Source organism: Nocardia aegles (assembly GCF_052545135.1).
The window spans coordinates 373991-393917 of sequence record NZ_JBQWRI010000006.1 but is presented as its reverse complement, the minus strand read 5'-3'; the positions used below and the strand labels follow the sequence as shown (position 1 = coordinate 393917).

General features: G+C 68.6%; 22 protein-coding genes. 17 read left to right on the top strand and 5 right to left on the bottom strand.

The features are described from left to right. The first annotated feature begins 108 nt into the window (after window positions 1-108). Both ACT89H_RS19585 and ACT89H_RS19580 read left to right on the top strand, forming a co-directional pair. A complete protein-coding gene (locus ACT89H_RS19585) occupies window positions 109-1098 on the top strand; it encodes an alpha/beta hydrolase (RefSeq protein ID WP_445110071.1) in 990 nt (329 codons plus the stop codon). A gap of 135 nt (window positions 1099-1233) precedes the next feature. Next, window positions 1234-2475, top strand: coding sequence for an Nramp family divalent metal transporter (locus ACT89H_RS19580; RefSeq protein WP_445110070.1), 1242 nt, complete (start codon window positions 1234-1236; stop codon window positions 2473-2475). A 22-nt stretch (window positions 2476-2497) separates the two neighbouring features. Here the strand turns inward: ACT89H_RS19580 and ACT89H_RS19575 are convergent, their stop codons facing one another. Beyond that, entirely contained in the window at window positions 2498-3523 is a 1026-nt protein-coding gene (locus ACT89H_RS19575) for an SDR family oxidoreductase (RefSeq protein ID WP_445110050.1), read from the bottom strand. Window positions 3524-3571: 48 nt separating this feature from the next. Continuing rightward, window positions 3572-4387, bottom strand: a complete 816-nt coding sequence (locus ACT89H_RS19570) for an enoyl-CoA hydratase (RefSeq protein WP_445110049.1) — start codon at window positions 4385-4387, stop codon at window positions 3572-3574. A gap of 127 nt (window positions 4388-4514) precedes the next feature. On the opposite strand from ACT89H_RS19570, the gene ACT89H_RS19565 reads away from it, so the two are divergent. After that, window positions 4515-5783 (top strand): TetR/AcrR family transcriptional regulator, encoded by a 1269-nt coding sequence (locus ACT89H_RS19565; RefSeq protein ID WP_445110048.1) that lies wholly within the window; start codon window positions 4515-4517, stop codon window positions 5781-5783. Window positions 5784-5822: 39 nt separating this feature from the next. Here ACT89H_RS19565 and ACT89H_RS19560 read toward each other — a convergent pair whose 3' ends face one another. Beyond that, complete coding sequence (locus ACT89H_RS19560) at window positions 5823-7346, bottom strand: aldehyde dehydrogenase family protein (protein WP_445110069.1); 1524 nt, start codon at window positions 7344-7346, stop codon at window positions 5823-5825. Between the two features lie 365 nt (window positions 7347-7711). Between ACT89H_RS19560 and ACT89H_RS19555 the strand changes: the two genes are divergently transcribed. Genes ACT89H_RS19555 through ACT89H_RS19545 form a run of 3 tightly spaced genes read left to right on the top strand, consistent with a single transcriptional unit; the run spans window position 7712 to window position 10391 of the window. Further along, a complete protein-coding gene (locus ACT89H_RS19555; RefSeq protein ID WP_445110047.1) occupies window positions 7712-8695 on the top strand; it encodes an ATP-binding cassette domain-containing protein in 984 nt (327 codons plus the stop codon). Then, window positions 8692-9516: an ABC transporter permease gene (locus ACT89H_RS19550; protein ID WP_445110046.1), complete on the top strand. Its 825-nt coding sequence runs from the start codon at window positions 8692-8694 to the stop codon at window positions 9514-9516. The genes ACT89H_RS19555 and ACT89H_RS19550 overlap by 4 nt, the downstream gene beginning before the upstream one ends. Then, on the top strand, window positions 9513-10391 hold the full coding sequence (locus ACT89H_RS19545) for an ABC transporter permease (protein WP_445110045.1): 879 nt from the start codon (window positions 9513-9515) through the stop codon (window positions 10389-10391). The genes ACT89H_RS19550 and ACT89H_RS19545 overlap by 4 nt, the downstream gene beginning before the upstream one ends. A gap of 31 nt (window positions 10392-10422) precedes the next feature. On the opposite strand, the gene ACT89H_RS19540 is transcribed toward ACT89H_RS19545, so the two are convergent. Further along, window positions 10423-11613 (bottom strand): lycopene cyclase family protein, encoded by a 1191-nt coding sequence (locus tag ACT89H_RS19540; RefSeq protein WP_445110044.1) that lies wholly within the window; start codon window positions 11611-11613, stop codon window positions 10423-10425. Window positions 11614-11845: 232 nt separating this feature from the next. Here ACT89H_RS19540 and ACT89H_RS19535 point away from each other — a divergent pair, with 232 nt between their 5' ends. From ACT89H_RS19535 to ACT89H_RS19525, 3 genes are read left to right on the top strand one after another with little or no spacing between them, the layout of a single operon-like run. Beyond that, complete coding sequence (locus ACT89H_RS19535; RefSeq protein ID WP_445110043.1) at window positions 11846-12844, top strand: alpha/beta hydrolase; 999 nt, start codon at window positions 11846-11848, stop codon at window positions 12842-12844. A gap of 17 nt (window positions 12845-12861) precedes the next feature. Then, entirely contained in the window at window positions 12862-13797 is a 936-nt protein-coding gene (locus tag ACT89H_RS19530) for a lipase family alpha/beta hydrolase (RefSeq protein WP_445110042.1), read from the top strand. A 52-nt stretch (window positions 13798-13849) separates the two neighbouring features. Next, window positions 13850-14590 (top strand): ATP-binding cassette domain-containing protein, encoded by a 741-nt coding sequence (locus ACT89H_RS19525; protein WP_445110041.1) that lies wholly within the window; start codon window positions 13850-13852, stop codon window positions 14588-14590. On the opposite strand, the gene ACT89H_RS19520 is transcribed toward ACT89H_RS19525, so the two are convergent. Continuing rightward, entirely contained in the window at window positions 14577-15053 is a 477-nt protein-coding gene (locus ACT89H_RS19520) for a hotdog fold domain-containing protein (RefSeq protein WP_445110040.1), read from the bottom strand. The genes ACT89H_RS19525 and ACT89H_RS19520 overlap by 14 nt on opposite strands. A 507-nt stretch (window positions 15054-15560) precedes the next feature. On the opposite strand from ACT89H_RS19520, the gene rpsJ reads away from it, so the two are divergent. From rpsJ to rpsC, 8 genes are read left to right on the top strand one after another with little or no spacing between them, the layout of a single operon-like run. Then, the gene (rpsJ, locus tag ACT89H_RS19515) at window positions 15561-15866 is read left to right on the top strand and encodes a 30S ribosomal protein S10 (protein WP_003938093.1); all 306 of its coding nucleotides are present in this window, start codon (window positions 15561-15563) and stop codon (window positions 15864-15866) included. A gap of 14 nt (window positions 15867-15880) precedes the next feature. Continuing rightward, entirely contained in the window at window positions 15881-16546 is a 666-nt protein-coding gene (gene rplC, locus ACT89H_RS19510; protein WP_445110039.1) for a 50S ribosomal protein L3, read from the top strand. Beyond that, window positions 16543-17253: a 50S ribosomal protein L4 gene (rplD, locus tag ACT89H_RS19505; protein WP_445110038.1), complete on the top strand. Its 711-nt coding sequence runs from the start codon at window positions 16543-16545 to the stop codon at window positions 17251-17253. Before rplC ends, rplD begins: the two co-directional genes overlap by 4 nt. Further along, window positions 17250-17555 (top strand): 50S ribosomal protein L23, encoded by a 306-nt coding sequence (gene rplW, locus ACT89H_RS19500; RefSeq protein WP_011207266.1) that lies wholly within the window; start codon window positions 17250-17252, stop codon window positions 17553-17555. Before rplD ends, rplW begins: the two co-directional genes overlap by 4 nt. Before the next feature lie 33 nt (window positions 17556-17588). After that, window positions 17589-18425, top strand: coding sequence for a 50S ribosomal protein L2 (gene rplB / locus ACT89H_RS19495; protein ID WP_039795441.1), 837 nt, complete (start codon window positions 17589-17591; stop codon window positions 18423-18425). A 15-nt stretch (window positions 18426-18440) separates the two neighbouring features. Next, window positions 18441-18722 carry a 30S ribosomal protein S19 gene (gene rpsS / locus ACT89H_RS19490; protein WP_067785343.1) on the top strand — a complete coding sequence of 94 codons (282 nt, stop codon included), beginning with the start codon at window positions 18441-18443 and terminating at the stop codon, window positions 18720-18722. Next, window positions 18719-19132 carry a 50S ribosomal protein L22 gene (gene rplV, locus ACT89H_RS19485; protein WP_445110037.1) on the top strand — a complete coding sequence of 138 codons (414 nt, stop codon included), beginning with the start codon at window positions 18719-18721 and terminating at the stop codon, window positions 19130-19132. The genes rpsS and rplV overlap by 4 nt, the downstream gene beginning before the upstream one ends. Next, window positions 19133-19927: a 30S ribosomal protein S3 gene (gene rpsC, locus ACT89H_RS19480; protein ID WP_379251934.1), complete on the top strand. Its 795-nt coding sequence runs from the start codon at window positions 19133-19135 to the stop codon at window positions 19925-19927. It abuts the gene before it with no gap.

Sequence of the window (19927 nt, the reverse complement as noted above, 5' to 3'; positions counted from 1 at the left end):
CGAATCTCGAGACGAAGCGAAGGTGCGAAATTGATACGTCGACAGAGCCGGCGCGGCGGCCTGCGGGCCGCCGCCGCGATCGCGGCAACCGCGGTGCTCGCGGGAATGATGACCGGTCTCGGCACGTCCAGCGCGACGGCTGATCCGATCATCGATTCCAAGACTCTGTTGGGCAACCCGGTCGCCCCGGACGGTTCGCGTATCACCAAAGCCGAGTACAAGGACGCGCGCAGCATCCGGCTGTACGTGTACTCGGCGGCGATGGACGAGAAGATCATCATCGACGTTCAGCGCCCGGCCGACGCCTCCGTGCCGCGTCCGACGCTGTACCTGCTCAACGGCGCCGGCGGCGGCGAGGACGAAGCCTCCTGGCAGGCGAAGACCGACGCGCTGCAGTTCCTGTCGGACAAGAACGTCAATGTGATCCAGCCGATCGGCGGCAAGTGGAGCTACTACACCGACTGGATCAAGGACGACCCGGTACTCGGACGCAACAAGTGGAAGACGTTCTTCACCGAGGAACTGCCCCCGCTGGTCGACGGAGCGCTGGGCACCAATGGCGTGAACGCCATCGCGGGCCTGTCCACCTCGGGCACCACGGTGCTGGCGCTGCCGATCGCCAAGCAAGGCCTGTACAAGGCCGCCGCGGCCTACAGCGGCTGCGCGCAGACCAGTGACCCGGTCGGCTCGGAGTTCGTCAAGCTGACCGTCGAGACCTGGGGCGGCGGCAACACCGACAACATGTGGGGTCCCGAAGGCTCACCGGAGTGGGTGGCCAACGACCCGTACGTGAACGCCGAGGGGTTGCGCGGGCTCGACCTCTACATCTCCACCGGCAACGGCCTGCCCGGCCAGTACGACACGCTCAACGGTCCGTACGCCCTTCCCGGCGCGTACGGTCTGGCCAACCAGATCGTCATCGGCGGTGTGATCGAGGCGGGCACCAACTACTGCACGCACAACCTGAAGAACCGGCTGGACCAGTTGGGCATCCCGGCCACCTACAACTTCCGCGATTCGGGCACCCACTCGTGGGGCTACTGGCGCGACGAGTTCCAGCGGTCGTGGCCGGTGCTCGCGAAGGGGCTCGGTATCTGACCTGAACGGAGCCGGGACGCCCGGCCTGCTTCCATCGACCGCCTGGTGCCGCTGTCGCGGTACCAGGCGGTTGTTGTTTTTTCGGGCTAACCGACACAAAAAAGTTCGGGAGACCGTAAAATTCAGTTCGTGGGTATTACATTGGTCGAATCGACGAAGTCCGTCACCGGGCGCGCACGTGCCGCGTCGGTCCTGCTCGGGCCGGCATTCGTCGCGGCCATCGCATACGTCGATCCCGGTAATGTCGCGTCCAATATCAGTGCGGGCGCGCAGTTCGGTTATCTCCTGGTCTGGGTGATCGTCCTGGCCAACGTGATGGCGGGGCTGGTCCAGTTCCTCTCGGCCAAGCTCGGTCTGGTCACCGGGTGGTCGCTGCCGGAGGCGGTGCGCGCGAAGGCGGGCCGCCCGGTTCGGCTCGCGTACTGGGCGCAGGCGGAGACGGTCGCGATCGCCACCGACTTGGCCGAGGTGGTCGGCGGCGCCATCGCGCTGCATCTGCTGTTCGGTCTGCCCATGCTGCTCGGCGGCGTGATCACCGGCGCGGTATCGATGGGTCTGTTGCTGGTGCAGGATCGCCGCGGCCAGCAGCCGTTCGAGCGGGTGATCACCGGGATGCTCGCGATCATCGCGATCGGATTCCTGGCGAGCGTGGTCATCGCCCCGCCGTCGCCCGCGGACACGGTGGGTGGACTCCTGCCGCGCTTCCAGGGCACCGAGAGCGTCCTGCTCGCCGCCGCCATGATCGGCGCGACGGTCATGCCGCACGCGGTCTACCTGCACTCCGGCTTGGCCCGCGACCGGCACGGGCAACCGGCGGCCGGGCCGCTGCGCACCAGGCTGCTGCGGATCACCAAGGTCGACGTCGGGCTGGCCATGATCTTGGCGGGCACGGTGAACATGGCCATGCTGCTGATGGCGGCCAATACCCTGCGCGGCCGGGATGTCGAGACCATCGAAGACGCGCACGCGGCCGTCGGCGACGTCCTGGGCCCGGCCGCCGCGTTGCTGCTCGCGATCGGCCTGCTCGCCTCCGGCCTGGCCTCGACGTCGGTCGGCGCCTACGCGGGCGCGATGATCATGCAGGGCCTGCTGCACCGGCGGATCCCGCTGATCGCGCGCAGGCTGATCACGCTGATCCCGGCCGTCGCGGTCCTGGCGTTGGGCATCGACCCGACCCGCGCGCTGATCATCTCCCAGGTGGTGCTGTCGTTCGGCATCCCGTTCGCATTGATTCCCCTGGTGCGGTTCACGAGTGACCGCACGCTGATGGGCGCGGACGTCAACCACCGCGTGACCACCGCGCTGGCCTGGGCGGTCGCGGCGATCATCTCGGCGCTCAACGTCGCCCTGATCTATCTCACCGTCACCGGGCGGTAGCCCGCCCGGTGCGGCGCGCCGATCACACCCAGTTCTCGATCCAGTACTTCCAGATGCGCGGTGCGTAAGCCTCCAACGGCGGAACTTTGATGTCGGTGCCCGCCAGGGCCGCGCTGGTGTGCCTGCAATCGAACCAGCAGGCGAACTCGCTGTGCTCCAGCACGTCCAGCGGCACGCCTACCCGGGGCAGCAGCCAGTTCGCGCCGGGGACCCGCAACATCATGTCCAGGGTGCGCTTGGGCATCACCTCCACCAGATGCGGCGCGCCCGCCTCGTCGGCGAACAGGTTGAGCGCCTCGACCGCGCTCTGCCTGCGCGGATCCACCAAGTGGAAGGTGAGCTTGTCCGAGCCGGGGCGATGCGCGATGTGATCGAGGGCGCGGGCCACGAAATCCACCGGGACCATGTTGGTCTCGCCCAGTTTCGGCACGAGCACCGGCAGCAGCCTGGGCAGCTGCGCGCCGATGCGCAGCAGGCGGAAGAAGTAGTACGGGCCGTCGATCCGATCGATCTCGCCGGTCCTGGAATGCCCGATCACGATCGACGGCCGATAGATCCGCCAGCGCAGCGACGATTCCCGCACGATCCGCTCGGCCTCGAACTTCGCTCGCTGCGTCGCAGTGGCCAGCGCCTGGCCGTGATCGAACATGTCCTCGGTGAACAGGCCCTCGCTCGACCCGGCCACCTCCACGGTCGAGATGTGGTGCAGCAGGCCGACACTCAGTTCCTCGGCGACGTCGACCAGGTGTCCGGTCCCCCCGCCGCGTTCGGTCGGGTCGTCGCCCGCGGCCAGATGGAAGACATGCTCGATGGCGCCGCGATGCCGGGCCAGCCAGGCCGGGTCGATGCCCAGCCCCGGGGCGCCCAGATCACCACGTACCGGACGGACGCGGTCGCCGCCCGCCCATTCCTGTGCCCAGCAGGCGAACCGGTCGGCCGAGGCGTCGTCCGGCCGAACCAGCACATGGATGTCACCCTCGCGTTTCAGGAGCTCAGGGATGAGAAAACGACCGATGAACCCAGTTGCCCCGGTAACCAGGTAAGTCATAGCCGATGAACATAGTCGCCGATCGGTTGTTGCGTTCCGGCGGGCCGATCAGTCGGTGAAGACGGGCTTGCGCTTGCCGAGCAGCGCGGCGGCGCCCTCCATGAAATCGGGCGAGCTCAGCAGTTCGGTCTGCCCGGCCTTCTCGGCGGCCAGGGCCGAGTCCAGCGATGCCAGCGTGGCCTGGTTCAGCGCTTGCTTGGTGAGTTCCAGCGCGCGACGCGGACCCGTGGCGATCTTCGCCACCCCGGCCTCGACCGCGGCGTCGAGTTCGTCGTCGGGCACGACGGCGGTGAACAGACCGGCCGCCGCGGCCTCCCGGGCGGGCAACCGCTCGCCGAGCAGTGCCATCCGCGCCGCCAGCGGGCGGCCCGCCGCCGCGGCCACCAGTGTGGCCGCCCCGCCGTCGGGCATCAGGCCGATGTTGATGAAGGCCAGCAGCAGGTAGGAGTCTTCGCTCGCGTAGACCAGGTCGGCGGCCAGCGCGATGCCGACGCCGACGCCCGCCGCGGCGCCCCGGATCCGCGCGATCACCGGGACCGGCGCGTCGACGATCGCCCGCACCAGCCGGTTCGCCGCGTCCATCACCAGGTCCGGGGTGATGCTCCGGCGCGCCTGGTCCGCGCTCGCGGAGACGTCGGCGCCGGTGCAGAAAGCGCCGCCTTCGCCGGTCAGTACGATTGCCCGCACCGCGCGGTCGTTCGCCGCCGTGCGGAAGGTGTCCCCGAGCGCGACCATGGTGTCGTAGTCGATGGCGTTCTTCCGTGTCGGATTGGTGATCGTGATCCGAAGTACCTTGCCGTCCTGCACCGCGGTGAACTTCGCGGCGGCCGGCGCGGCCGGGGCCGCGGAATCGTTGTTGCTCACGTTTGCTCCTAAGCTGCAATTCGGCGGAGGGCAGGCTGTGAATAGTGGTTAACATTGCGAATTGTGGTTAACTTAGGTTCCATTGTCGGGCGCTGTCAACCAGCGCCGCCGCAGAACGGAGAGGTGCATGGTCGCGGATCGCAGCGAGGTCGATCTCGCTCCCGCGCGCCCCGAACCGGGCCGAAGGGCGGGCGCTGAGGGCGCGCCATCGGTGCGCCGGCGTCCGAAGGACCGCAAGGTGCAGATCATCCGCGCGGCCGCCCGCGCGTTCAGCGAACGCGGCTACTACCCGGTCGGTGTGGACGAGATCGCCGCCGAGGTCGGTATCTCCGGTCCGGCCCTCTACCGGCATTTCACCAGTAAGTACGCGCTGCTGGTCGCCGCCGCGGAGGGGGGCGCGCAACACCTGCTGAGCGTCGCCGAGGGAGCCGACGACGCCCGGCTCGACCCCGCGCGGCGCGCGGACGCGCTGATCCGCGCGATCAGCGAGCACACCGTCGAGATCCGCCGCGAGGCGGGGCTCTACCGCTGGGAGCGTCGCTACCTGGAGCGCGACGACCGCGTCCGGATCAAGAAGATCTACGACGACCTGAACAACACCCTCGCGGCGCCGATCGCGCTGCTGCGACCCGAGGCGCCGCCCGCGGATGTGGCCATGCTGGCCGCGGGCGTGCTCAGCGCGATCGCGAGCATCGCCGCGCACCGCACCGCGTTGTCGAGCGCTCGGCTGCTTCCGCTGCTGAATCAGCTGTCCTGGGCCATCCTGCGCACCGAGCTGCCGCCCGCGCCCGCCGAACCGGATCCCGGCCCGCCCGTGCGCGGTATCCCGGTGACTTCCAAGCGGGAACAACTGCTCACCGAGGCCATCCGGATCTTCGGCAGGCAGGGGTATCACGAGGCGAGCATCGAGGAGATCGGCGCCGCCGTAGGCATCAACGCCTCCAGCGTGTACCGGTATTTCGCGAGCAAGGCCGACCTGCTCGCCGCGGCGTTCCACCGCACCGGAGACCGGCTGGCCATCGCGATCACCGAGGCGCTGGCCGAATCGACGAGCCGCGCGGACGCCGCCCGGAATGTGGCCGACCGCTACGCCAAGCTGAGTTTCGCCACGCCCGAGATCATGGCGGTGTACTACGCCGAGTTCGGCAATCTGCCGCAGGCCGAGCAGCACAAGCTGCGCGCCATCCAGCGGCAGAACGTGCTGGAGTGGGCCAACCTGCTGGACGGCGACCCGGTGGAAGCGCGTTTCCGGGTGCACGCCGCCATCGGTCAGGTGATCGATGTGGGCAGGCTGATCCGATTCGATTCCCGGCCCGCGCAGGTGGCGCGGGTCACCGCGCTCATGGACGCAGTTCTGCTCGCCGAAAAGGCACAACCGGACCGGGTCCGTCATTGATCCGCGCATGGCCGCGGCGAAGGCCTCGCGGCACCTCGCTCAGGGGCGGCCGTGCCGGATCCGGAAGATCGCCCTGGCCAGGCGGAGGTGGCGCGGGTGCCGATCGAACGTGGACAGGTTCACCGGGGCCTGATAGCGCTTGCGGGTGATGGACAGGGTCCGGCTGAACTCCCGCAGTCCCTGGTCGCCGTGGCTGTGCCCCTGGCCGTATTCGCCCACGCCGCCGAACGGCAGCGCGGGAATGCTCGCGTACCCGGTCGAGGAGTTGATGGTCACCACCCCGACGCGCAGTTGCTCGGCGAACGCCTCGATCTCGTGCACATCCCTGGTGAACACCGACACCGCGACATCGGTGCCCACCGCGTTGATCCGTTCGGCGGCCTCGTCCATGCTCGCCACCTTGTTCACGATGAGCACGGGCCCGATGCCCTCGCCGGTGATCGCGATGCTCTCCTCCGGCACCTCGGCCAGCACGATCGGCTCGATGTAGGGGTCGCGAATGGAGTCGAGCCCGCCGACCACCGCGCGGCCGCCGCGGGCCACCGCATCGCGCACCTGCCTGCGCACCACCTCGACCTGTGCCTCCATGATCATCGGGCCGTAGGACGCCTTCCGGTCGGCGCCCGGCCGCAGCTTGCGCGCCTGGTCCACGACCAGGTCCAGGAAGCGGTCGTAGACCGATTGGGCGACGTAGGCCCGCTGAATGCCGGTAGCGTTCTGCCCGGCGTTGGCCATCGCGCCGAACACGGCGGCCTCGGCGGCGTCGTCCAGCTTCGCGTCGACGTGCACGACCATGCTGCCCTTGCCGCTGCGCTCGACGACGACCGGCGTCATGGTCTGCGCGCACACCGAGATCACCTCGCGGGCGCCTGCCTCGGAACCGGCGTAGGCGATCTTGTCGACCTTCGCCCGGCACAGCGCGGTTCCGGTGGCCTGGTCGCCCGTAACCACTTGCAGCACAGGTTGATTCGGTGCGAGCCGGGACCAGCTGTCGGCCAGCCACACGCCGACGCCGGTGGTCGACTCGTGCGGCTTGAACACCACGGCGTTGCCCGCGGCCATCGCGTAGGCGATCGAACCCATCGGGGTGAACACCGGGTTGTTCCAGGGGCCGAGTACCCCGACGACGCCCAGCGGCAGATAACCGACGGAGGCCCGCTGATTGCGGGTGAGCCAGCTGGAACCGATGCGCCGCCGGTCCAGCGCGCGGCCCGCGTTGCGCGCGGCCCAGTCCAGGTTCTCCACCGCGAGCATCACTTCGATCGCGGCGTCGGCCACCGGCTTCCCGGTCTCCTCGCACAGCAGGTCGACCAATTCGCCGGAGCGCCGGGCGATCTCGCGTTTCCAGTCCAGCAGCCACCGCTTCCGGCTGCTGAATCCCAGTTCCGTCCACCATTTTTCGGCGGAGCGGGCCGCGCGCACCGCGCGATTCAGTTCGCCCGTGCTCATCACGGCGTAGTTGCCCACGACCTCGCCGGTGCGCGGGTCATAGGACGTCAGGACGTTCGTTCGGCCCGTTCCTCCCGGACGCGCCGCCAACCATGACTGCGCGGACTCGGCCATGATCACCTCTCGCAGTGTCGAAACCGGCGTGCGGACCGCTCAGCGGGGCCACAGCCGTGGACGAGTGAGTGTTTTCCCCCACAAAGCAGACTATGGTCTCGCGCGGCGCAGCGACAAGGCTCGGCCGCGGGCCCGGCGTCCGGCCCGGATCGCGCTCACCAGCGATGATTCTGTGCACGACGAACGGGCAGCGGGAAATGTGAGTAAGGACACAGCGGGCGCGCGCTGGTGCGGGTACCTCACGCGACGCGAAAGCCGGGGCGATCGGGCCGGTAACATCACGCCGAGCGCGACGGATCACCAATCCGAGCGTGCGCCTGCACTCGGGCGACCTGGTCGCCGTACCGGCCGATAGTGGAGAGTTGATGCCGAGTTCCAACCAAGCAGATTCGCACGCGAGCGAGCCCGCGGTCCGGGTAGCGGACGTCCGCAAGTCGTTCGGCGATGTGCATGCGCTGCAGGGCGTCGGCTTCGTCGCCGAACGCGCGTCGGTCCTCGGCATCCTCGGGCCCAACGGCGCGGGTAAGACGACCATGGTCAAGATCCTCTCCACGCTGCTGCGCCCCGACTCCGGCACCGCCGTCGTCGCCGGGTACGACGTGCTGAAGGACCCGGCGGGTGTGCGTCGATCGATCATGATGACCGGTCAATACGCGGCGCTGGACGAGAATCTCTCCGGCCGGGAGAACCTCGAGCTGTTCGGCAGGCTGATGGGCCTGGGCAAGTCCGTCGCCCGCAAGCGCGCCGACACCCTGCTCGAGGAATTCGATCTGGTGAGCGCGGGCCGCCGGGCCGTGCGCAGCTATTCCGGCGGCATGCGCCGCCGCGTCGACATCGCCTGCGGGCTGGTGGTGCGTCCGGAGGTGGTGTTCCTGGACGAGCCGACCACCGGTCTCGACCCGCGCAGCAGACAGGGTGTCTGGGATCTGGTGACCGCGCTGAAAAAGCAGGGCATCACCGTGCTGCTGACCACGCAGTACCTGGAGGAAGCCGACGTGCTCAGCGACAACATCATCGTGATCGACAAGGGCACGGTGATCGCCGAGGGCACCGCCGACGAGCTCAAGGAGAAGACCGGCGGCAGCTACTGCGAGGTCGTCCCGCTGGATCGCAAGAAGCTGCGCACCGCCGCGTACGCCCTGGGCGACCTGGTGCCGCCCGCGGTGCTGGCCGACGCCGACGGCGGTGACCGGCTGTCCATCCCGGCGCCGGAGGGCGCCGCCACGCTGACCGAGGCGCTGCGCAGGCTCGACAGCGCCGGTGTGGAGCTGGCCGACATCGCGCTGCGCCGCCCCTCGCTCGACGACGTGTTCCTGTCCATCACCGGCCGCTCGGGCGGTCGAGCGTGACCGCTGCCACCGCCCCGGAGCCCACCCGGACAGAGGTGACGTTGTTCGCCGAGCTGCCCGCGGCGCGGCTGTCGTCCTTCGCGCAGTGGCGCGCGCTGACCGGCCGCGTCGTCCGCACCATGGCGACCAAAGGCGAGCTGATCGTCGCGGCCGTCACACCGCTGATCTTCACCCTCGGCTTCTATCTGCCGTTGCGCTACGTGATGAAGATCCAGGGCGTCGACTACGCCCAGTACGTCATGCCGATCATCGTGTTGCAGACCATGGCCTTCACCATGATGTCGAACGCGCAGCTGGCCGCGTTCGAGGCGATGACGGGCCTGAGCACCCGCCTGCAGACCATGCCGATCGGGACGCTGGTGCCGTTCACCTCGCGCATCTGCGCCGGGCTGGTCCGGTCGGTGACCTCGCTCACCGCCGCGGTGCTGTTCGGGTACCTGATCGGCTTCCGCTTCGTCGCGGGCGTCGGCCAGGCCGTGCTGTTCTGCGCGTTCTCGCTCGCGGTCGGCACGGTGCTCGCGGTCGGCGCCGACGGGCTCGGCAGTCTGACCAAGAGCCCGGAGTCGCTCAGTCAGGCGCTGACCTTGCCGACGCTGATCTTCGGCATGCTCTCCTGCGGGTTCGTCCCGGAACACAACTTCCCGGAATGGATTCGCCCGTTCGTGCGCAATCAGCCGATCTCCCAGTTCTCCTTCGCGTTGCGCGACATGGCGGCCGACGGCGTGACCTGGCAGGTGTTATGGGTTCCGCTGGTGTGGTTGATCGGGCTGGCGGCAGTGTTCACCCCGGTGGCGATCTGGGCGAGTGTGAGGCGGTCATGAGTTCGGTGGAATCGACCGTGCGGCGCACCGCGGGGCAGGCCGAGGAGTTCGAGGGACGCTCGGCCGAGCCCCTGCCCGTGGTCCGGGCACGGCCGGAGGCGTCGCTGGTCACCTGGGTGGCGCAGAGCCTGATCCAGTGCAAGAGGCTGCTGCTGGTCTGGGCACGTGATCCGGCGACGACCATCCAGACGCTGGTGTATCCCGCGCTCACTTTGGTGATGTTCTACATCGTGCTGAACAAGCCCGTCTCCGGGGCCACCGGCATGCCCGCCGTGTACGGCACGGTCCCGTTGTTGACGTTGGTCGCGGCGATGTCCGGTGCGGTGGTCAGCGCCCTTGGCTTCAAGACCGAGAAGATGACCGGATTGCTCGGCCGGTTCTGGACGATGCCGGTGCACCGCGCGGCGGGATTCACCGGCCGGCTGCTCGCCGAGGCGATCCGCGTGCTGGTGACCACGGTGTGCGTCGTCGCGGTCGGCCTGCTGCTCGGCTTCCGGTTCGATCAGGGACCGGTCGCGGCGCTGGCGCTGATCGGCATCCCGGTGCTGTTCGGGGTGGCGTTCGCCGTTCTGGTGACCGCGCTGGCCACCGTGTCCGAGGGCGTGATACTGGTGAACGTCATCGGCATGATCAGCACGCTGCTGATGTTCTTCAACTCGGGTTTCGTCCCGGTCTTCGCCTACCCGATCTGGTTGCAGGACGTGGTGGCGCACCAGCCGATGAGTTGCGCGATCGATGCGATGCGCGGGTTGTCCTACGGCGGTGCGGTCGCCGACCCGCTGCTCGAGACGCTCGCTTGGACGTTGGGGATGATCGTCGTCTTCGCCTACCCCGCGATCAGGGGATACCGTCGGGCCGCGGAGACCGGGCCGTAACCACGTGCGTCGTCGTGCGCCGGGTTTCGATTCACCGGATCCGGCGTTCGGCGCCGTCCCGGAGTGCGGCGAAGTCGTAGTCCAGCCAGCGGTTCCGGTTTCGCCAGCCGACCAGGTCGTAACGCCAGTGGAACGGCCAGGTGTGCGCGACCGTGTCGAACAGCACCGCGCCCAGGGCCGGGTAGTCGTCGTGCGCGGACAGCAGGGCGCGCTGACGACGCGGGGATGCGCTGAAGAACGCGTCGAACATGGCGATGGACTGTTCGGTGGTGAGTCTGCCGAGGCCGTGGAGGCCGCGCATCCGCATCCAATACACCAGTCGCGCGCGCCGCGACCACAGCGCGGCGATGGGGTCGCGGCCTTCGCGCAGCGCGGTGATCGCGGTGTCGACCTGCGCGAGTGAGCCGGCGACGCTGTACCCGGTGCACGGGTGCATCATGCCGCCGCGCGAGCCGAACGGAATCGCGCGCGCTTCGCCGTTGCGCGGCGGCGGCTGGTCGAGCGGATAGTGCGCCGCCTCGCTCGGTTCGGCGCCGGTGAGCCGGATGCCGTGCGCGGCGAGGCGCGCGAGCGCGCGTCTGCGCAGTTCGCGCTGCGGCATGCCGCCCCGCAGGCCGAGGCTGGTCTCCTCGAAGATCACCGTGCCGTTGCCGAGCGGCACCGCGTAGAGAAACGACGGCGGCTCGTCCGGACCCGCGCCGTTGTCCGGACGCCAGTCCAGCAGCAGGCCCTCGCCTTCGGCGATCATCGGCGCGGCCGTCTCGGCGTCGACGAAGATGCCGTGCGCGCTCGCCGCCCGGCGGCGTCCGAGCGGGGGCAGCCCGCGCGTGTCGAACACCGCCGCCGCCCGGTGCACCGCGCCGTCGGCGAGCTCCACCTGGTGCGCGCCGACCCGCGTGGCGCGGCCGGCCACCACGGTGGCGTCGTCGAGCGACAGCGCCGCGCGCAGACCGGGTTTGGACAGCACGCAATAGGGACGATCGATGCGACGCACGCTCTTCGTCCACACCGTGGGCGCGGGGATAGTGGTCGCGACAGTGGTGTGTGGCAGCCAGTGCGGCAGTTCGTCCGCCCAGCAGGAGAAGGTGGGCGGCCACAGCCGGTCGGGGCGGGGGTCGATCGCGGTCACCGTCAGCCCGGCGATCATCGCGCGGTGCGCGAGTGCCCGTCCGGTAGGGCCGAGCCCCACCACGCACACATCGACTTCCGTGCTGACACCCATGGGGGCATTCAATCGGTGGGCCGATGGAAGCGCAACTATTCCACGCATCGAGGCCGAGGAATTCGGGTCTGGCTATTTCGCGATCGGATCTATCCGAGCGGGCGATAATTCCGGTTCTCCGGCGTGCCCCCAGAATCGGTGGCCCAGCAACTTCAGTCGTGAATCGGTCCGCGACAGACCATAGCCTGAGCTCGGAACGGGAGGCGTTCCGGAATTCGGGATAAGGGGAGTCATGAGAGGAAGCCACCTCCGGCGGCTGCTGTCGTCGGCGGTCGTCGCCGGCGCATGGGCAATGGTTTCGGTGCAGGCCCAGGCGGCACCCGCGGAGTCTTCTATTGTCTCCGTGCAGGAGCACAATGCGCGGAGCCTGACACTCACGGTGCATTCCGCCGCCATGGATCTCGATATTCCGGTGGAAGTGCAGCGCGCCGCGGACCTGAGCGTTCCCCGGCCGGTGCTGTATCTGCTGCTCGGCGCGGCCGGTGGCGTCGACGGCTCCACCTGGGCCACGAAGACCGATGCGATGCAATTCCTCGCGGACGAGAACGTGCACGTGGTCACGCCGATCGGCGGCATGTTCAGCTACTACGCGGACTGGGAGAAGGACGACGCCAGGCTGGGCCGCCAGAAATGGCGGACCTTCCTGAGCGGCGAACTGCCTCCGCTGATCGACTCGTATCTGGGGACCAGCGGGCGCAATGCCCTCGCGGGTTTCTCGATGTCGGGGACCACGACGCTCGCGCTCGCCGCGACCACGGGTGACCTGTTCGCCGGCGTCGCCGCCTACAGCGGGTGCGCGCAGACCAGCGATCCGGTCGGCCGCGAGTTCGTCCGGCTGACCGTCGAGGAGTGGGGTCTCGCGGAACTGGACAACATGTGGGGGCCCGCGGGCGACCCGCAATGGGTGGCCAACGACCCTTACGTGCAGGCGGAGGGATTGCGCGGAAAATCGATCTACATCGCCAGTGGAAATGGTATCCCCGGCGTCTACGACCAGTACGGCGGAAAATACTCGCTGAACGGTCCGTGGGGTTTCGCGAATCAGCTCGTCGTCGGCGGTGTGATCGAAGCGGCCACCAATTACTGCTCGCACAACATGAAAGAACGGCTGGACAGTCTCGGTATACCCGCGCGATACAACTTCCGCCCGGAAGGAACCCATTCCTGGGGATATTGGGAGGACGCGCTGAAGGACTCGTGGCCGACGCTGGCCGCTGCATTGGGAATCTGATCCGCCGGGAATTCGAGATGACTTTTCGCATCCGGGCCGCGCGCGTCGTCGGCCTCATGATCGCGGCGGCCTGCGCGGCGCTGTGCCACGCGCCGACCGCGACCTCCGCACCGGAGACACCGGCGCTGAACGGCGCCAACGACTGGTCCTGTCGGCCCACGTCGGCGCGTCCGGAGCCGGTGGTGCTCGTGCACGGTTCGGGCACCGATATCGGCCGCAGTTTCGCCTTGCTCGCGCCCGCCGTCCGGGCCGAGGGACACTGCGTGTTCGCCGCGAATCTCGGCGCCGCACCGGGTGTCATCGACGCGGTGAGCGGGCAGACCGGCTCCAGTGCCACCGGCATCGGGCCGATCGGCGCCGCACTGCTGGGACGCGTGGTCTACGGCGTGGCCGACATCGATCGGATGGCGGGCGAACTCGCCGAAGTCGTGCGGACCGTGCGGGAGACCACGGGCGCGAGCCGGGTGGCGCTGGTCGGCCACTCCACCGGCGGCACCGTGATCCGGCAGTACCTGCGCGCTCGCGGCGCGGCGGCGGTGTCCCGAGTGGTGACGCTCGGCACGCCCTATCGCGGCTCGACCTGGGCCGGATTGCGCGGCAGCTATCCGGATCTGGCCGCGCTCGGCTTGGGTGACGCGCAGATCGCGGCCCAGGTCTTCGGGACTCCGGGCCGGCAGCAACTGGTCGGGTCACCGCTGCTGAACCAGTTGAACGCGGGAGGCGAGACCGTGCCCGGCCCGAGGTACACGGCCATCGCCTCCCGCGCCGATCAGGTGATCACGCCCCAGGACACCGCCCTGCTCGCCGCACCCGGCCCCGCCGACCGCAACGTGTGGTTGCAGGACGGATGCCCCGGCGCCGCGGCCGACCACAGCGGCCTCCTGGAGGACCCGCGCGCCACCGCCGCCGTGCTGTCGGCACTCGCCGGAGACCGGCGAACATTGCCCTGCTGAGCGCACCCGGCCGGACACGATCACGAGAACGAGACGGAGATGGAGAACCTCGGTGGGTCTCGGCATCACATGTAGCGGGCTGCGCCGCGAATTCGCTGGAGTCGCGGTGGTCGACGACGTGACCTTCCGTGCGCCCGCGGGCCGCATCACCGCGGTGGTCGGGTCGAACGGCGCGGGGAAGACGACCTTGTTGTCGATGCTCGCCGGACTGTTGCGGCCACACCGAGGGCGGCTCCGCGTGGAGGAGGCGGATCCGAGCGTCGAACCATGGGCGGTCCGCGCCAGGGTCGGCTGGGTCCCGGACGTGTACGAGGGCAGCGAGAGCTGGTCGGTAGCCGAGGTCGTGGAGTTCTCGGCGAAGGTCGCGGGCCATCGCGCCGCAGCGGCCGAGGAACTCGTCGATCGGGCATTGCATCTCACCCGTTTGGCGGACTCCGCTTCCACACCTGTGCTTCGGCTCTCCCGGAGCGAGAAGAAGTGGCTGAGCCTGGCCAGGGCGCTGGCCGCGGGTACGACCGCACTCGTACTGGACAACCCGATGGCCGATTTGGACGACAACGGTCGTCGCTATCTGGCCGGAATGCTGCGGGCTCTCGCGCGGCAGGACATGACCATCGTCGTCTCGGCGTGCCGCGCGGACGACCTCGCCGGATGCGCGGAGAACGTCCTGCGCATCGAGCGCGGTCGAGTCGTCGCCGTCGACGCATCGGTCCCGGCGCCGGGAGATCCGGAACCGGCAGCCTTCGCCGGACCCTGGGTACGTCGCGCGCGGAGGCCGACTACTTCGGGGTGACCCAGGTGGTGATGTCGGCGTGCACCACTTCCAGGCCGTGCTTGTCGTAGATCGATACCGGCACCACCACCTCCCGGCCCTCGGCGATACTCGCGAAGTCGGGGATCTCGGCCAGTTTCGCGACGGCCCGCAGCCCGGTCTCCGCCTTGGCCAGGTAGCGCACGTTCATCGCCTTGGGAATCCACCGGTGCGTGGTGGGCACGGTCGCCTCGCTGAGCATGCCCATCGCGACCTCGGCCAGATTGCACGCCGCGATGGCGTGGAAGGTGCCCAGGTGATTGCGGATGCCGAACCACTTCGGCGAGGTCACCTCACACAACCCCGGTTCGAGCCGGACCACGTTCGGCAGCACGGTACCGAAGTAGGGCACCCGGGCCACCATCCCGAGCGAGAACAGGGCATGGCCCAGCCGGTTGTCCGGCAGCTTCTTCCAGCCGCGATAGGTCACGGTCTCGGTGCTCATGGCCGCTATCTTACTCAAAAGTAAGTTCACTGATACCCCACTGATTTGAAGTAGCCCGCCGGGGTCGTGCATACTGTTCGGGTTGCCTTGCACCGGGCCGTGTCTGTTTCCGGGTGAAACAGCTGGTCGGGCGAGGCGAGCAGTACCCCATCATGTACCTCGCCGGGTTTCTGGCGCGGGTACGTCCGGGACAATGTTTCAGGCCTGAGATGCGTAGCGATTCGAGGCCGAGGAATAAGCGGACGGGCGACACGCCCGACCGCGTGTACCGGAGAACCATGACAGATGAACAGCGGCGAGGATCGGGCGTGCCCGGTCGGGGTCTCCACTGTGTCGGATCCAGCCCGATCGGGGCCCTGCGTGGTTACGCAGGTTGCCTCCTCCGGGCCGGACCGCTCGGGCTGGGACGTCTTCGTGTGTTCGGGCTGTGCAAATGAGGGTGGTCCAGAGGACTGGTGTAGCCGGACTTCCGGGCCACGAAGGAAAGCGGAGAAAAGGACACTTAGCGTGGCGGGACAAAAGATCCGCATCAGGCTCAAGGCCTACGACCACGAGGCGATCGACGCTTCGGCGCGCAAGATCGTGGAGACGGTGACCCGCACCGGGGCACGCGTCGTCGGCCCGGTGCCGTTGCCGACCGAGAAGAACGTGTACTGCGTCATCCGTTCGCCGCACAAGTACAAGGACTCTCGCGAGCACTTCGAGATGCGTACGCACAAGCGGCTTATCGACATCCTCGACCCGACGCCGAAGACGGTGGACGCGCTCATGCGCATCGACCTGCCGGCCAGCGTCGACGTCAACATTCAGTGACGGGGACTCGAGACATGACTGACAACAAGAACAGGCCGGCCGCGGGCATCCTGGGCACCAAGCTCGGCATGACCCAGGTCTTCGACGACAACAACCGCGTCGTTCCCGTGACCGTCATCAAGGCCGGGCCGAACGTCGTCACCCAGATCCGCACCGTGGAGCGCGACGGCTACAGCGCCGTTCAGGTCGCCTTCGGCGCCATCGACCCGCGCAAGGTGAACAAGCCGGTCTCCGGCCAGTTCGCCAAGGCCGGTGTCACGCCGCGTCGCCACGTCGTCGAGATCCGCGTCGCGGACGCCTCCACCTTCGAGATCGGCCAGGAGATCAACGCCGACGTGTTCGAAGAGGGCACCTACGTCGACGTCACCGGCACCAGCAAGGGCAAGGGTTTCGCGGGCACCATGAAGCGCCACGGCTTCCGTGGCCAGGGTGCCTCGCACGGTGCGCAGGCCGTGCACCGCCGTCCGGGTTCGATCGGTGGCTGCGCCACCCCCGGCCGCGTGTTCAAGGGCATGCGCATGTCGGGCCGGATGGGTAACGACCGGGTCACCACGCAGAACCTCTCGGTGCACAAGGTGGACGCGGAGAACGGCCTGCTGCTGATCAAGGGAGCGATCCCGGGTCGCAAGGGCGGCGTCGTGATCGTCAAGAGCGCCGTGAAGGGTGGTGCGCACGCATGACGAGCTCAGCTGTGAACACTGAGAAGAAGTCTGCAAATCTCACGCTGCCGGTCAAGGAGATCGGCGGCAAGACCAACGGCACCGTCGACCTCCCCGCGGAGATCTTCGACGTGACCGCGAACATCGCGCTGATGCACCAGGTCGTCGTGGCCCAGCAGGCCGCGGCCCGCCAGGGCACGCACGCGACCAAGACCCGTGGCCAGGTCTCCGGCGGCGGCAAGAAGCCGTACCGGCAGAAGGGCACCGGTCGCGCCCGCCAGGGTTCGACTCGCGCGCCGCAGTTCACCGGCGGTGGCACCGTGCACGGCCCGCAGCCGCGCGACTACACCCAGCGCCTGCCCAAGAAGATGAAGGCCGCCGCCCTGCGTGGCGCCCTGTCCGACCGGGCGCGCAACGAGCGCATCCACGTGATCACCGAGCTGGTGGCCGGGCAGACCCCGTCCACCAAGACCGCCAAGAGCTTCCTGGCCGAGCTGTCGGACCGCAAGAAGTTCCTGGTCGTGGTCGGCCGCGAGGACCTCGCCGCGTGGAAGAGCGTGGCGAACCTGCAGAACGTGCACCCGATCGCTCCGGACCAGCTCAACACCTACGACGTGCTCAACAGCGACGAAGTGGTGTTCAGCGTCGAGGCGCTCAACGCGTTCGTGCACGGCCCCGCGGAGTCTCCGCAAGACACCGCGGCGATTGCACAGGAGGAGAGCAAGTGACCACCATCGCCGACCCCCGCGACATTCTGCTGGCACCGGTCATCTCCGAGAAGTCCTACGGACTGATCGAGGAGGGCACCTACACCTTCCTGGTGCACCCGGACTCCAACAAGACGCAGATCAAGATCGCCGTGGAGAAGGTCTTCGGTGTGAAGGTGACCAGCGTCAACACCGCCAACCGTCAGGGCAAGCGCAAGCGGACCCGCTTCGGTTACGGCAAGCGCAAGAACACCAAGCGCGCGCTCGTGACCATCTCGGCCGACAGCAAGCCCATCGAGATCTTCGGAGGCCCGGTCGCGTAAGCGCCTGGGAATCCAGAAAGCAGAGAAGAACTCATGGCAATCCGTAAGTACAAGCCGACCACGCCGGGCCGCCGTGGCTCCAGCGTCTCGGACTTCGCCGAGATCACCCGGTCGACCCCGGAGAAGTCGCTGCTGCGCCCGCTGACCAAGTCCGGCGGCCGCAACGCCCACGGCCGGATCACCACCCGGCACCGCGGCGGCGGGCACAAGCGCGCCTACCGCCTGATCGACTTCCGTCGCCTGGACAAGGACGGGATCCCAGCCAAGGTCGCGCACATCGAGTACGACCCGAACCGCACCGCGAACATCGCGCTGCTGCACTTCGTGGACGGCGAGAAGCGCTACATCATCGCCCCCAAGGGCGTGACGCAGGGCACCCGCATCGAGTCCGGCCCGACCGCCGACATCAAGCCGGGCAACAACCTGCCGCTGCGCAACATCCCGACCGGTACCACCATCCACGCGGTGGAGCTGCGTCCGGGCGGCGGCGCCAAGCTGGCCCGCTCGGCCGGCATGAGCATCCAGCTGCTGGGCAAGGAAGGCCCCTACGCCACGCTGCGTATGCCCTCCGGTGAGATCCGTCGCGTCGACGTGCGCTGCCGCGCCACCGTCGGCGAGGTCGGCAACGCCGAGCAGTCGAACATCAACTGGGGCAAGGCGGGCCGTATGCGCTGGAAGGGCCGCCGCCCCACGGTCCGTGGTGTCGTCATGAACCCGGTCGACCACCCGCATGGTGGTGGTGAGGGCAAGACCTCCGGTGGTCGCCACCCGGTCTCGCCGTGGGGTCAGCCGGAAGGCCGTACCCGCAAGCCCAACCGTCCGAGCGACAAGCTCATCGTCCGCCGTCGCAAGACCGGCAAGAAGCGCTGAAGGAGGAGGTAAGAAATGCCACGTAGCCTCAAGAAGGGCCCGTTCGTCGACGACCACCTCCTCGCGAAGGTGGACGTGCAGAACGAGAAGGGCACCAAGCAGGTCATCAAGACCTGGTCGCGTCGTTCGACCATCATCCCCGATTTCATCGGGCACACCTTCGCGGTGCACGACGGCCGCAAGCACGTGCCGGTATTCGTCTCGGAGTCCATGGTCGGGCACAAGCTCGGTGAGTTCGCGCCGACCAGGACGTTCAAGAGCCACGTCAAGGAAGACCGGAAGAGCAAGCGGCGATGACCAAAACAGACACTGCGACGGTTCAGAACCCGACTGCGCGCGCGACCGCCAAGCACGTTCGCGTCACCCCGATGAAGGCACGCCGTGTCGTGGACCTGGTCCGCGGCAAGCGCGTCGAGGACGCCCTCGCCCTGCTGAAGTTCGCGCCTCAGGCCGCGAGCGAGCCGGTCGCCAAGGTCGTCGCCAGCGCCGCGGCCAACGCCGAGAACAACCTCGGCCTGAACCCGGCCACGCTGGTCATCTCGACCGCCTACGTCGACGAAGGTGCCACCCTGAAGCGGTTCCAGCCGCGTGCCCAGGGCCGTGCGTTCCGCATCCGCAAGCGCACCAGCCACATCACCATCGAGGTCGAGAGCATCCCCACCGCCGGTGGAGCCACTCGTAACCGCCGGAAGGGAGGGGCAAAGTAAATGGGACAGAAGATCAACCCCCACGGCTTCCGCCTCGGTATCACCACCGACTGGAAGTCGCGTTGGTACGCGGACAAGCAGTACGCGGACTACGTGAAGGAAGACGTCGCGATCCGCAAGCTGCTGGCCACCGGCATGGAGCGGGCGGGTATCGCCAAGGTCGAGATCGAGCGCACCCGTGACCGTGTGCGGGTGGACATCCACACCGCGCGTCCCGGTATCGTGATCGGCCGCCGCGGCGCCGAGGCCGACCGCATCCGCGCCGAGCTGGAGAAGCTGACCGGCAAGCAGGTGCAGCTGAACATCCTCGAGGTCAAGAACCCCGAGTCGGATGCGCAGCTGGTCGCCCAGGCCGTCGCCGAGCAGCTGTCCAACCGCGTGGCGTTCCGTCGCGCGATGCGCAAGGCCATCCAGTCGGCCATGCGTTCGCCGAACGTCAAGGGCATCCGTGTGCAGTGTTCGGGCCGCCTCGGCGGCGCGGAAATGTCGCGCTCGGAGTTCTACCGCGAAGGTCGGGTGCCGCTGCACACGCTGCGCGCCGACGTCGACTACGGCCTCTACGAGGCCAGGACCACCTTCGGTCGCATCGGCGTGAAGGTCTGGATCTACAAGGGCGACATCGTCGGTGGCAAGCGTGAGCTCGCCGCCGCTGCCGCCGCGCCCGAGCGTCCGCGCCGGGAGCGGCCGAGCCGTCCGCGTCGGTCCGGTTCGACCGGCACCACGGCGACCAGCACCGAGGCCGGGCGCGCCGCCACCGCGGTGGCCGACGCTCCGGCAGAGACACAGGAGGGCTGA